Here is an 11,811-nt window from a genome sequence, read left to right as displayed (position 1 = left end):
TTCTCGCGTCAGCTCGAGCCGGGCGTACACGCGGTGCTCGTGCTGGATCAGGCCGGCTGGCACGACGCGCGGGCCTTGCACGTGCCGGACACCATCACCCTTTTGCCGCTGCCGTCGGCGTCACCCCAACTGAACCCGGTGGAGCGGGTCTGGCTGTACCTGCGTGAGCGCTATCTCTCGCATCGCGTGCTTGATGACTATGACGCGGTGTTGGAGGCCGTCTGCCACGCCTGGAACCGTCTCCTCGACSAGACAGGCCGTCTCACAACATTGACGGCTTACCCATATCTCACCGCGTCACCAATTCCCTGAACGGGTATTACAGGCGAATTTGCCTGCTGACATGAAGTCGCGGCCTGCCGTCAAACGGAGCAGGCCACCCAACAGCGGCCTGTTTCACAACTTCAGCAACGGATGCTGTCAGGCCGCTTCGGCTACAGGAGCGGGACCGGCTTCGGCCATGGCGCGCATGTAGACATCGAGCAGGCTGTCGTGCTCGTCACGCTCGTCCTGATCCTGCTTGCGCAGCTTGATGATCTCCTTGAGGATCTTCACGTCGAAGCCCTCGCCCTTGGCCTCGTTCGGTCCTTGATCTCGTTCTCGATCTGCTCGATGCGCTCCACGAACGAGCGGATCCGATTGCCCGGAACTCCAATGACGTCACTCATGGCTTCTCCTTTGCCGTATGTGGACCGGCACTATCGGGCAGGGGAGTAATTACCCCGTTTAATTAACGGAGCACAGGCCCTGAGCTCAGCCACGGGGCGGTCAAGAAGATATGGCCTTTGGCCACTCTCGACACCGTGATTCCTGATCGGGTGAGCTACGCATCTGTCCATAGCCAAGAACAATCTGAATTCCCTTTCAACTGTTTGTTGATAGGCGTGGCTCTGGGTCCTTCTTGGGCCAGTGGGCTTCCGGGGTGGGCGCTGAGCCCCGGTTCTCGACAATTTTCAATTTTTCCTAAGAGGCATCTTTCTTCGAAACCGAGAGAAAATATATTCGAGGCCGACGTATGTGTTGGGATTATCTGAATATGAACGTCAGTGCAGCTAGCTAACAACCGTCAGGAATCTGTCCGTCCAGTACGAAACCCAATCGGGTCGATGTGAATATCTCTTTGGAAAGAACTGGAGATACAAGCAACTGATTGTTGCATGGATCAAACGTACAGCCGTTGCGATCGGAATACGGAGTAGGAAATTGGCATCGCTGTGGACATATGGACACCCCCTAAGGGGTGTCCATGTCTGTCCGCCGAAGATCTGCGATATGCGGGTGGACAAGATGGGCGTTGTCCAGGACATGTCCATCAATGTCCGGTTAGATGGACTGAGAATTTGGGCTGTCGTCATCCGTAAAGTCGTCTAGATCAAAACAGGCGTTCTGGAGATAGACACATTCATTGCGGATCTCAATCTGACCTTTACGGGCCAAACCCTCAATGACGCGCCTCATGGTCTTCTTCCGACTATCGATATTATCCGCTGCCGAAACCTTCTGCCCTCCGACACATTTCTTCTTCCAGTCGTCGAGAGGCACTCCACTCCGGCGAGGTCCGGCCAATTCGTGCAGTACTGAAAGCGCAGCTTGCTCACTTTCTGTCGGCCGCTTTAGAGGAGGCTTGGTGCCCCTTGGTAGTTCCTTTGCGAGAGCTAGAGTGACAGCGTCACCGTCCTCATCAAAGCCTAAGTCGCGGGTATCGATACGGAACGCTAAGTCGATATCGCACGTCCCGTTACGGTTTTTCGTCAAGCGCCCTCTAATTATTCCCGTTTCGTCGCGCTTTAAGAGCTGAAGCGCCATATCCAGGGCTCCATTCAGGAGGCTGTGACCTCGCGGGGTTGATCCCTCGGCCTTTGTATCGTGGTGTATCAATAGAACAGCAGCACCATGCTCTGTTAGGCGACGCGCGACCGAAACAACACGACCCATGCCCTCAGCCGAATTCTCTTCCAATCCGGGAAAGCTCATTGCAAGTGTATCGATGACGATAAGCGAGGGGCGCCGATCGGCAACTKCATTGCATAGCGCCAAGAGGTCTGGACTAGGGTCCGATAAGAGATCAGCTACGCCTTCGACAAGAGTGAAGTCAGACGTGTCGCCATACGTCATCCTAAGGGCAGTCACTCGCCCCCGCATGCCATGGGGACCCTCCGCTGCGATATAAAAAACTCCACCCTGTCGAATACGAAGGGCAAAGACCGCTTCACCCAGAGCAACGTGGTAACCAATATATGGGCTGATAAGAGACTTGCCGACGCTAGAGCCATTTCCACTTACTCCGGTTCATATCCAGCGGCCCTGAAGTAGTTGGCGCATTCCTCAGGCGAGAACTCGTCCAGCAATTCGCCGATGGTCTGCCACAGCACTTCCTTCGTGCGGGCTGCTGCCTTGCGCAGCAGTGCCTTGAGCTTGGCGAAGGCATTCTCAATCGGGTTGAAGTCGGGAGAATACGGCGGCAGGCGCATCAACTTGGCGCCTGTGGCTTCGACGAGTGCTCGAACGGCTGCGCTCTTGTGCGGCGGCAGGTTGTCCAGGATCACCACGTCGCCCGGCCGGAGTGTTGGCACCAGGATCTGCTCGACATAAGCTGCAAACCACGGGCCGGTCATCGGTCCGTCCAGCACCATGGGCGCGGTAAACCCACTCAGGCGCAAACCGGCTACAAAGGTGGTGGTCTTCCAATGCCCATGTGGAATGCCGACCCGCAGACGTTGCCCTCGCGCGCAACGTCCATACAGGCGGGCCATCTTGGTCGAGGCACCTGTCTCGTCGATGAACACCAGCCGTTCCGGGTCGAGATCAAGCTGACCGTCAAACCAAGCCTCGCGCGCAGCTCTGACGTCAGGCCGGTCGCGCTCGCAGGCGTGCGCGGTTTTTTTTGACCGTGATCGCTCGCGTGTGGAAGAAGCGCCAGAGCGTGCCGATGCCGGCGCAGACGCCGCGCTCCTCCCTTAAGCGGGCTTGCATCTCGTGAAGACTGACATGCGAGGAGGCGTCAATCAGCTCCAGGAGAAAGGCGGCATGCGCATCGAGCTTGGAGCTCCTGGGTTGACCCTGCCGGCGGGCAGCCACCTCGCCAGATCGAGCGCGGCGCACCCACAGAACGGCGGTTGAGATGCCGATGCCCCACGACGCCCCAGGCGACGTGCGCCTGCCCCATGTCAACGACCTCCGTCCCGATGTCGCCACCTTCATGATCGCGCGCGCGATCGCCGAGACTTATAGGGACGTGCTCAATGCCCCGATCCCGAACAAGCTCGTCGCCATCCTGCGGCAAATGGAAAGCCAGGAGGTCGACCGTGAACGCGATGCAGCCTGAGCCGCACGTGGCCCTGATCGTCGAGGACAATCCCGACGTCCGCGACCTCGCGGCTGCACTGCTGGAGGAAACCGAACTCAACGTGGTGGAGGTCGGAACTGCCGAAGCGGCCCTGGACTGCCTCCAGGAGCGCGGTGGCGAGGTCGCGATGATGTTTGCGGATGTCCGGTTGCCGGGAGAGATGGATGGGGTCCAGCTTGCCAAGGCAGCCTCTAAGCTTTGGCCAACAGTCAGGATAGTTCTGACCTCCGGCGATCCAGGTATTGAACTGAGTGACCTTCCCGAAGGCGTCACTTTCATGCCCAAACCCTGGCGTGGCCTCGACGTGCTCGTTCAGGCCGAAAGGGCCGTCCACGAGCCGCAGCTGCCGGTGATGTGACATGGGATATCGCACAATCGAAGATGCTCCGGTCATCCTGCTGGTGGAGGATGAACTGCTGGTGCGCATAACCGCTGTCGACGAGATGGAGGATGCCGGCTTTCATGTCCTGGAGGCGGCCAACGCCGATGCCGCCTTGGCGGTTCTGGAGACTTGCTCCGAGGAAGTGCAGGTGCTGTTCACGGACGTGCACATGCCCGGTTCGATGGACGGCATGGCACTGGCAGCATAGGTCCATGCACGCTGGCCGCATGTCCGGCTCTTGATCTCCTCGGGCTATGCGCGACCGCAGCCGGACGAAATCCCGGAGGACGGCCGCTTCGTCCCGAAGCCCTATCGCGCCGCGACCATCGTCAGCGAAATCCAGGAATTGGTGCAGATGGACAAGAGCTAACGATGGAATCTCGAGTAGGGCGGAACCTTGCAGGAGGCGGGCAGCATCGCTCCCGGATCGAGGATCGGGACTCGCACAAGCATTACTTTGCCAAGCCTTGGGGCTGCGGCCGATGACGTCAACGCTTACGCAGTTCCTTACCTTCGGCTGGGCGCTTCACGCTTCCGGTCGTGGCGATGTCCTTCGTGAGGTCTGCCAGCTTGCCGCGCGACCTGACAGCATCTGCGCTCCACGCCATGTTCTCTCCAGGACGGAGTCCGGACACGAGCTTGCGGGTTTCGCGCGAAACGGCCTTCCCAGCTTGCGCAAGGGGCGTGAAGTCCGAAACCCTGTGCTGGGATCCGACACGACCAGTGAACACCCGCAAGCCATCGGGGAACATGACCATGTCGCCTGGCCGAAGGGTGCTGTCCGCGAGAAGGGTAGGAAATGGGTTGTCCATTTCGCCGGGATGCCGCGCTTCGATCGGGGTTTTGACCTGTAGGACCTCGACCGGGGCTGGCTTCGGCTGCGCAGAGCCTCTTCGCCGGGGTTGATCGTCAAAGGAGTTCGGCTGAGCGTCCACGGGCTGCGGCACGGGAGCCGCTGGCACAGGCTGGGAAAAACCTCGCAGGAAATCAAACAAGCCTTGTGCCCGCGCAGGGACGGCGCCGATCGCAAGAGGTAAGAACATGGACACCGTCAGGAAGCCCACGAGGGCTTTGACGCTGACACGCTTTGTTCCGATCCCAACCATTGTGCATCTCCTGCCGGCGAGGGGAGCAACGTGGCCAAGCTTTTCCTGTTCCTGGTCTTGTGATCTTTACGAAAAATAAACTTGAGTTTGCGGTGCCTGCCCGAGCGGAGGGAACGCAGGCGAGCCGCCGCGGTTGATTTACCACCTCCTGCAAGGAGATTGGAGAGCAATCACCGATGGGTCACGACGCTGACGATTGGCCGGAAGGTTTCCTGATCACCATTCCTCACGCCTGGCGCGATAACGGACTCTGGCGCGACATGCAGATGGAAGCACAGAAGCAGATCGGGAGCGGGCTGCGCGAACTGTATCTTGACCCGCTCCGGCAGCCTCCGCCGCCCGTCCTGAGCAAGCTTGTTCAGGAGATTTCGGGACGCCGGGATACTTCCGCTGTTCAAAGCGCTGATTGAGAGTTCACAGCATGGTCGCGGTTCCACTCATCCGGAGGTCAGATCGGAAATTTCAGAGGGCCGCTTCCGGCACGGGGCTGACCTAAGCCGTACTTCCGCAGTGCTGGGATGAGCGGACTTTCATTCAGGCTTACGGTATTACCGAGCTTGACCGGAACGCGACATTCCCAGGTTCGTCGCCGTTGTCGAACTAACCGTGGCAATTCGTACCTCTCATGCACCGATGCACGTCAGCGCAAGAGTGGCTAACCTCTGGTTCGCCCGGAGAGGCAGGAGAATGGACAGCACTGTGGTCCGCCTCGCGCAATCTGGCGATGAAAGCCTAATAGAAGCATTCCTGACGCAGCATGCTGACAGCTCACTGTTCCTGCGCTCGTTTTTAGCGCGGGCGGCCTTGTCGACGAGGGCAAGCCGCTTCAAGGCACCTATGCGATCGCCCTGAAGGACGGGCAGGTTACTGGCGTTGCTATGCACTCCTGGAACGGGAACATGTATTTGGAGGCGCCAAAGGACGCCATTCCGCTTGTGAAAATGGCCGCCGAGGCAACCGGACGGCCTCTCGTTGCCTTCGGTGGGCCTTGGCCACAAGTAGAGGCGACGCATGTTGGGCTGGGCGCCCCTGCTGTGCAACGGCGCTCCCACGAGGACCTGTTTGCTCTGAACCTTTCCGATCTTATCGTTCCTAAGCCGCTCGGGTCAGACGCTGTTTCGTGTCGCCGCGCAGAGAAAGGTGATCTTGATCTGCTGCGGGAGTGGCGCTTCGGCTACGAGGTCGAGTGTACCGGCCTACCTGAGACGGACCCAACGCGTGAGTTTGCGGCCCGCACGATTGAGGGACACGTCGAGCGTGGAGAAGCTTTCCTGCTGGAGGTGAATGGCGTCCCTGTCTCTCTGTGTACGTACAATGCGCGGGTCCACGACAACGTGCAGATTGGAGGCGTCTGGACGCCGCCCGCGCTGCGCCAGCGTGGCTACGCCCGACGGGTTGTCGCCTGTGCACTCCGAGTGGCCGAACAGGAGGGCACGACGCGAGCGGTGCTTTTCACAGAGAACCCTGCGGCTCGACGCTCCTACGAGGCTCTTGGGTTTCAGCGGATCGGAGATTTTGGTGTGATTATCCTTGCGACCTGATGCGGTGTACGAGCAAACCTTCTTGTCCATCATTCCGGGTATACCGGGCCTGGGAACACCCTATAGCGAGAGGCAAGCTGTAGAAGCTCGAATGATCGAAGGAAGAAATGTGACTCCTGTCCTTCTGGCACAGGGCAGACGAAAGCCGAACTTCGGTAGTCATAGGATAAGCTCACCGTCATTTCGCCCGCCGTATTGCCTGGTTTGACCCCAAAGTGGCCCTTCCATGCAAGGCCGCCCCGCGAGTTCCATCCGCGAGGAGTGCGAGCTCGGCGTGGATGTGTCGCCTAACACATCCACGCCGTCGCCCTCGACGTACGTTGGGGTAAGTGGAATTGAGCGCCTTGGATGTCCTTTGCGGCAGCACCGGCGGCATATCCGTCGAGAGGGGTTTACCATGGCCTTACGCAATTCATCAGCGTCACCTTCAGGCAGGCTGACGACGGCGGAGTGGGCCGCAACTGTGAGCTCCCTTGTCTTCATCACGATCTGGCTCGGAATCTCGTTTGCCTGAACGGCGTTTCCGCGGGAATCTGGCTGGCGATGCAGTCCCATTGCCGACACTGATGCACGGGAGGGACTGCCAGACAGGGAGGCGGCGATGACCCCAGAGATCCGCCCCGCAACACCCGCCGACGCAGAGGCCTGTGGGCGCATCATCTTCGAGGCCTTCAAGGGGATCGCGGACCAGCACGGCTTCCCGTGGGATTTCCCTTCAGTGGAGGCGGGAGCGCAGCTTGCCACGACCTTCATCGCGGCCCCGTCGATCTATGGCGTGGTGGTGGAGTTGGACGGGCAGGTGGTCGGCAGCAACTTCATGGCGGAGGGTGATCCGATCCGGGGCATCGGGCCGATCACCGTCGACCCGGCCGTGCAGGGCAGTGGGGTAGGGCGGCGGCTGATGGAGGCTGCCCTGGCCCGGGCTGGCGACGCCATGGGCGTGCGCCTCGTCCAGGATGCGTTCAACACACGCTCGATGTCGCTCTATGCCTCGCTCGGGTTCGATGTCCGCGAGCCGCTCCTGCTGATGCAGGGGACGCCCCGCAGCGGACCCGATTTGGGCTCTGCCGTCCGGTCGATGACGCCTGCGGACCTGGACGCCTGCGGGGCGCTCTGCACGGCCGTTCATGGCGTCGAGCGCACCCACGAACTCCAGGAGGCGTTGCAGGTGTTCGCGCCCTTCGTGGTCGAGCGGGAGGGCCGCATCACAGGCTATCTCTCGGCGGCAACGTTCTGGCTGATGAACCATGGCGTGGCCGAGACCGAGCTGGACATGCGGGCGCTCCTCACCGGCGCGGGAGCCATGAGCCCGGAGCCGCTCTCCCTGCTCCTGCCGACGCGGCAGGCGAACCTGTTCCGCTGGTGTCTGCATCAGGGGATGAGGGCCATCAAGCCGATGACGCTCATGACCATGGGCCGCTACCAGGAGCCGGAGGGCTGTTACTTTCCTTCGGTTCTCTACTGATCACGATCCGGGTTTCTACTCGCTGGCCCTGACCTCGTGGCTCATGGCTTCCGCGGCGAGGCGCCTGGCTTCCTCCGCCTCCTTCGTTCGCTGTAGCGGTCGGTGAGGTAGCTGGAACGTCCGCTTAGGCTTACCAACGAAGGCAGCTTCTGGCACGTCCAAGACCTAAGCGGGAGGGCAGCAATCCTTGCCCAACCGGACGTTCCGAAAAGTCCGCGAACTTCACTGCATGACCCAAAGCTGACTCTGGACGGCCTCTACCGCCCAATGACATTGGTAGGACGTCGATCACCTGTTGCTTTCCTAAAATCGATAGCGTCGATGTCACGTCCTTCCGCACTCGTGCCGAGCACAAAACCGTGACCGAGGTCATTGCACGTCCAGCAGTCAACGGCCGCGTTATCCTTGCGCCGCAATGCGGCGGGGAACCTTGGTGCACTGAACGAGAAGCTCTGTACCGAGCCCCTCACTCGGTCTAGGTAAGCGGACTTCAAGACGGCTGACTTCTCCCGCCCTGTACCTCATCGATCCGAGGATTCCGATGTTCCACCTGACTTTCGCCCTGCCGGCTCTTTATGTTCTGGCGCGGTTCGTGTGGCCACTTCCCTGGTCACCCGGCGGAAAGATCGCCCTCGCAGTCGTCGTGCTCGTGGCGTCGCAATACCATCTCTGGAGCCGCCTTTCGTCCGGCTCGGTCTTCTCGCCCGAGTTCCCGCGCGCGCTGGTGATTCTGTTTAACTGGGCATTCGGGGCGATCGTGCTGCTGGCGGTGATGCAGATCGCGCTTGATGTGAGCGCGCTGGTGGCGAGGCTCGTTCGACTTGGAAGCTGGACCACACCGGAGCGCATGCGCTACGCGGCGGCGATTGCAGCCATGCTGCTATCGGCTTTGGGCGTCTATCAGGCAACGCGCGTGCCGCCGATCAAGGATGTTGAGGTCGCCATCCTCGGGCTGCCGGCGCAATTTGACGGCTACAAGCTGCTACAATTGACCGACCTTCACATCAGTCGTCTGTTCCCTAGGGATTGGACGCAAGCGGTGGTCGAGCAGTCCAATGCGCTCGGTGTCGACCTAATCGTGGTGACCGGTGATCTGATTGATGGCTCCTTCGGCGTGCGACGTGCCGATGCGGAGCCGCTACGCGATCTGCATGCGAGGGATGGCGTCTGGGTCATCCCCGGTAACCATGAGTACTTCTTCGGCTACGAGGAGTGGATGCGCCAGTATGCCAGCATGGGGATGCAGGTGCTCGCCAACGATCATACGGTCCTGACCCGCGATGGCGGGGCGCTGGTGCTAGCCGGCGTTACCGACCTATCAGCGCCCCGGACCCGCAACCCGGCACCGGACTTGCATGCCGCCCTTGTGGGTGCGCCGTCGGACGCACCGATCGTGCTGCTCGACCACCAACCGAGAGACGCCGCGCACGCGGCCGCACACGGCGTGGCGCTGCAACTGTCCGGGCATACCCATGGCGGCATGATCCTTGGACTGGATCGACTGGTCGCGCGCGCCAACAACGGCTTCGTCTCGGGTCGGTACACGGTCGGCGGCATGACGCTCTACGTCAACAATGGCACCGCACTTTGGCCCGGCTTCGCTCTGAGGCTCGGGCGCCCGTCCGAACTGACGCGCATTACCATTCGAAGCGTGGCAGCGCAGGATGACGCTCCCGTCCATTCGCCGACGAGTTCGGAGCGGTCACATACTCCAGCTACCGCAGGCTGAATTCGGTTGATCATGAGGCTGTAGCCCGAGCTTGCTAGCCCGATCCTGGCAGTAGGGAACTTCCCGAGGATCCAGCAATTGACGGGTTCTCGCGAGCAGGAGCCCCGTATGAGCCAGTCCGATCAGGAACACATCGAGCCGCCTGGCACCGAAGCCGAGATGACGCCGCAGGCCGATCATGGTGAGACGAGTTACAAGGGTTGCGACAAGCTCACCGGACGCGTGGCCGTGATCACCGGTGGAGACAGCGGGATCGGCCGGGCGGTGGCGATCGCCTACGCCCGCGAGGGGGCGGATATCCTGATCAGCTACCTGAACGAGCAGGAGGACGAGGATGCCCGCGAGACCGCCCGCCACGTTGAGGCAGCGGGGCGCCGCTGTGTGTTGGTGCCGGGCGACATCGCCGAGGCCGCGCATTGCCGCGCCATCATCGACAGGGCCGTGAGCGAGTTCGGCCGCATCGACATTCTGGTGAACAACGCCGCCTTCCAGCGCACGTACGAGAAGCTGGAGGACATTCCCGACGAGGAGTGGAGCTATACGTTCCGCACGAACATCGAGGCCATGTTCCACCTCGCCAAGGCGGCTGTTCCTCACATGCGACCGGGCTCCTCCATCATCAACACGACCTCGATCCAGTCGGACAAGCCCAGCCCCATGCTGCTGGCCTATGCTTCGACCAAGGGCGCCGTTTCTAACTTCACGGCCGGCCTCGCACAGATGCTGGGCAGCAGAGGCATCCGGGTGAACGCGGTGGCGCCGGGGCCGATCTGGACGCCGCTGATCCCCTCCACCATGCCGGACGAAAAGGTGAAGAGCTTCGGCCAGGACACGCCGCTGGGCCGCGCTGGCCAACCTAAGGAGCTGGCTAGCATCTATGTTCTGCTGGCTTCCGACGACGGCAGCTACATGACAGGCGGTATCTACGCCGTCACGGGCGGCACCCCGCTCCTGTAGAAGCAGGGGCACTCCTTCGCCGGTAGCCTGCGATCTGGCCGCCGGACAGCCTCTCGCTCAGGAATAGCGAGCGGGAACCGGAGGAAGGTCTGGGGTGTTTCGTCCTCCCTGCCGCTTCGGCTCTTCCTTCCGGAAACGTCCTTTTGTCAGACCAGTTACGTTTTCTCGTTGCGGAGAGTGAGCCGCCTCAGGCCCGTGAAATCCGTCGCGAGAGCGTGGGACGCAGCTCCGGCGAAACCTACATCGACACGTTACGCTTTCTCGCACCTGGGGCTGTCTGCCATCGGGTGAAGCCTGCGGACAGAGGTGCCGCACTGCCCGATAGAGCAGAGCTTCAGAGCTATGATGCGGTGTTTGTGACCGGCTCGCCGCTTCACCTCTACCAGGACACACCCGAGACACGCCGCGAGGTTGATTTGATGCGAGCCGTGTTCGAAGCGGGTGTCCCTTCCTTTGGATCCTGTGCCGGCTTGCAGGTCGCCACGGTGGCGGCTGGTGGAGCGGTTCGCCCCAGCCGCAGAGGGCGGGAAGCAGGCTTTGCCCGCCGCATCACGTTGACGGAGGCGGGGCATCGCCATCCGCTTCTTGCCGGCAGGCCTACCTCGTTCGACGCTCCCGCGTTCCACTCCGACGAGGTCGAGACGCTGCCGGAAGGGGGCACGTTACTGGCCTTCAACACGCTCACCGAGGTCCAGGCGGTTGAGATCCGGCATGGGCCCGGAGTGTTCTGGGGCGTCCAGTACCATCCCGAGCTTGACCTGTATGAGGTAGCGGGAGCCCTGCGGCGTCAGTGTGATGACCTGGTAAAAGAGGCATATGTGAGCAGCCCTGAGGATCTGGAGAGGTATGCTTCCATGATCGAAGCCCTCCACCAAGCTCCTGATCGCCGGGATCTTGCCTGGCTTCTCGGGCTTGATGCGCAGGTCACGAGCGTGGAGTGCAGATTGACAGAACTGCGCAACTTCATTCGGTTTGTGATCGAAGGGCAGTGACAGCCCACGGGATCCGCGTTCAAGACGTGGCGCAATTCTGCTGCTGCCAGACTTTCCTTCCGGCACGGTCTCCTTTTGGCAGATTTTGTTGAAAAACTCCCGCGCCCTACTTCATCGGTCTATTACTAGCATCACCAGGCCAGACGAGGCCCAGCATCCTGTATGCTGCTCACCCAGAAGTCGGCCTTTGCGGAGTTTTTCAACATTGGGTAATGGGGCGGCTCTCCCTGGATGCCGATAACATCGGCTGGCCACGTGCACAGGAGAGCAGCCATGAACTACTACGCTGGTTT

At 61.1% G+C, this 11,811-nt stretch carries 14 protein-coding genes and 2 pseudogenes; 11 read left to right on the top strand and 5 right to left on the bottom strand.

Annotated features, from left to right (window positions below):
- Nucleotides 1–312: transposase (locus ACXJKO_RS25815; protein WP_457093915.1), on the top strand; the 312-nt coding region annotated here is incomplete at its 5' end.
- 108 nt (nt 313–420) lie between these two features.
- Here the strand turns inward: ACXJKO_RS25815 and ACXJKO_RS25810 are convergent.
- The 4 genes and pseudogenes from ACXJKO_RS25810 to ACXJKO_RS25795 all read right to left on the bottom strand — a co-directional run bounded on the left by ACXJKO_RS25810 (nt 421) and on the right by ACXJKO_RS25795 (nt 3,201).
- Nucleotides 421–668: pseudogene (locus tag ACXJKO_RS25810) on the bottom strand (DUF2312 domain-containing protein).
- A gap of 655 nt (nt 669–1,323) precedes the next feature.
- Entirely contained in the window at nt 1,324–1,806 is a 483-nt protein-coding gene (locus ACXJKO_RS25805; RefSeq protein WP_457093914.1) for a hypothetical protein, read from the bottom strand.
- 57 nt (nt 1,807–1,863) lie between these two features.
- Nucleotides 1,864–2,253: pseudogene (locus ACXJKO_RS25800) on the bottom strand (AAA family ATPase); the annotation flags it as partial.
- 26 nt (nt 2,254–2,279) lie between these two features.
- Nucleotides 2,280–3,201, bottom strand: a protein-coding gene (locus tag ACXJKO_RS25795) for an IS630 family transposase (RefSeq protein ID WP_457093913.1) whose coding sequence is annotated in 2 segments (ribosomal slippage) — nt 2,280–2,889 and nt 2,888–3,201 — 924 coding nt in all. Because the reading frame shifts where the segments join, the coding sequence is not laid out codon by codon here.
- Here ACXJKO_RS25795 and ACXJKO_RS25790 point away from each other — a divergent pair.
- The 4 genes from ACXJKO_RS25790 to ACXJKO_RS25775 are packed head-to-tail and all read left to right on the top strand — an operon-like array spanning nt 3,128 to nt 4,098.
- Nucleotides 3,128–3,325: a hypothetical protein gene (locus ACXJKO_RS25790; protein WP_457093917.1), complete on the top strand. Its 198-nt coding sequence runs from the start codon at nt 3,128–3,130 to the stop codon at nt 3,323–3,325. The two genes, ACXJKO_RS25795 and ACXJKO_RS25790, sit on opposite strands and share 74 nt — an antisense overlap.
- Nucleotides 3,315–3,704 carry a response regulator gene (locus ACXJKO_RS25785; RefSeq protein WP_457093916.1) on the top strand — a complete coding sequence of 130 codons (390 nt, stop codon included), beginning with the start codon at nt 3,315–3,317 and terminating at the stop codon, nt 3,702–3,704. Before ACXJKO_RS25790 ends, ACXJKO_RS25785 begins: the two co-directional genes overlap by 11 nt.
- Before the next feature lies 1 nt (nt 3,705).
- Nucleotides 3,706–3,936 (top strand): response regulator, encoded by a 231-nt coding sequence (locus ACXJKO_RS25780; RefSeq protein ID WP_457093912.1) that lies wholly within the window; start codon nt 3,706–3,708, stop codon nt 3,934–3,936.
- A 30-nt stretch (nt 3,937–3,966) separates the two neighbouring features.
- On the top strand, nt 3,967–4,098 hold the full coding sequence (locus tag ACXJKO_RS25775) for a hypothetical protein (RefSeq protein ID WP_457093911.1): 132 nt from the start codon (nt 3,967–3,969) through the stop codon (nt 4,096–4,098).
- A gap of 118 nt (nt 4,099–4,216) precedes the next feature.
- Here ACXJKO_RS25775 and ACXJKO_RS25770 read toward each other — a convergent pair whose 3' ends face one another.
- A complete protein-coding gene (locus tag ACXJKO_RS25770) occupies nt 4,217–4,834 on the bottom strand; it encodes a hypothetical protein (RefSeq protein WP_457093910.1) in 618 nt (205 codons plus the stop codon).
- Between the two features lie 176 nt (nt 4,835–5,010).
- Here ACXJKO_RS25770 and ACXJKO_RS25765 point away from each other — a divergent pair, with 176 nt between their 5' ends.
- The 6 genes from ACXJKO_RS25765 (at nt 5,011) to ACXJKO_RS25740 (ending at nt 11,518) form a co-directional block, all read left to right on the top strand.
- Nucleotides 5,011–5,244, top strand: a complete 234-nt coding sequence (locus tag ACXJKO_RS25765; protein WP_457093909.1) for a hypothetical protein — start codon at nt 5,011–5,013, stop codon at nt 5,242–5,244.
- A gap of 489 nt (nt 5,245–5,733) precedes the next feature.
- On the top strand, nt 5,734–6,375 hold the full coding sequence (locus ACXJKO_RS25760) for a GNAT family N-acetyltransferase (RefSeq protein ID WP_457093908.1): 642 nt from the start codon (nt 5,734–5,736) through the stop codon (nt 6,373–6,375).
- A 601-nt stretch (nt 6,376–6,976) separates the two neighbouring features.
- Nucleotides 6,977–7,840, top strand: a complete 864-nt coding sequence (locus tag ACXJKO_RS25755) for a GNAT family N-acetyltransferase (RefSeq protein WP_457093907.1) — start codon at nt 6,977–6,979, stop codon at nt 7,838–7,840.
- Between the two features lie 541 nt (nt 7,841–8,381).
- Entirely contained in the window at nt 8,382–9,569 is a 1,188-nt protein-coding gene (locus tag ACXJKO_RS25750; RefSeq protein WP_457093906.1) for a metallophosphoesterase, read from the top strand.
- 108 nt (nt 9,570–9,677) lie between these two features.
- Complete coding sequence (locus ACXJKO_RS25745) at nt 9,678–10,526, top strand: SDR family oxidoreductase (protein ID WP_457093905.1); 849 nt, start codon at nt 9,678–9,680, stop codon at nt 10,524–10,526.
- A 143-nt stretch (nt 10,527–10,669) separates the two neighbouring features.
- A complete protein-coding gene (locus tag ACXJKO_RS25740) occupies nt 10,670–11,518 on the top strand; it encodes a type 1 glutamine amidotransferase (protein ID WP_457093904.1) in 849 nt (282 codons plus the stop codon).
- Nucleotides 11,519–11,811 lie beyond the last annotated feature (293 nt).

This window comes from Microvirga sp. P5_D2 (assembly GCF_054049475.1).
The sequence above is the reverse complement of the archived record's forward strand: the minus strand, read 5'-3'. Positions and strand labels throughout refer to the sequence as shown.

What these genes read in the sequence shown, in the direction of transcription:
- ACXJKO_RS25805 (WP_457093914.1), bottom strand. Translation starts at nt 1,806, where the DNA reads ATGGCGCTTCAGCTCTTAAAGCGCGACGAAACGGGAATAATTAGAGGG.
- ACXJKO_RS25790 (WP_457093917.1), top strand. Translation starts at nt 3,128, where the DNA reads ATGCCCCACGACGCCCCAGGCGACGTGCGCCTGCCCCATGTCAACGAC.
- ACXJKO_RS25785 (WP_457093916.1), top strand. Translation starts at nt 3,315, where the DNA reads ATGCAGCCTGAGCCGCACGTGGCCCTGATCGTCGAGGACAATCCCGAC.
- ACXJKO_RS25780 (WP_457093912.1), top strand. Translation starts at nt 3,706, where the DNA reads ATGGGATATCGCACAATCGAAGATGCTCCGGTCATCCTGCTGGTGGAG.
- ACXJKO_RS25770 (WP_457093910.1), bottom strand. Translation starts at nt 4,834, where the DNA reads ATGGTTGGGATCGGAACAAAGCGTGTCAGCGTCAAAGCCCTCGTGGGC.
- ACXJKO_RS25765 (WP_457093909.1), top strand. Translation starts at nt 5,011, where the DNA reads ATGGGTCACGACGCTGACGATTGGCCGGAAGGTTTCCTGATCACCATT.
- ACXJKO_RS25760 (WP_457093908.1), top strand. Translation starts at nt 5,734, where the DNA reads ATGTATTTGGAGGCGCCAAAGGACGCCATTCCGCTTGTGAAAATGGCC.
- ACXJKO_RS25755 (WP_457093907.1), top strand. Translation starts at nt 6,977, where the DNA reads ATGACCCCAGAGATCCGCCCCGCAACACCCGCCGACGCAGAGGCCTGT.
- ACXJKO_RS25750 (WP_457093906.1), top strand. Translation starts at nt 8,382, where the DNA reads ATGTTCCACCTGACTTTCGCCCTGCCGGCTCTTTATGTTCTGGCGCGG.
- ACXJKO_RS25745 (WP_457093905.1), top strand. Translation starts at nt 9,678, where the DNA reads ATGAGCCAGTCCGATCAGGAACACATCGAGCCGCCTGGCACCGAAGCC.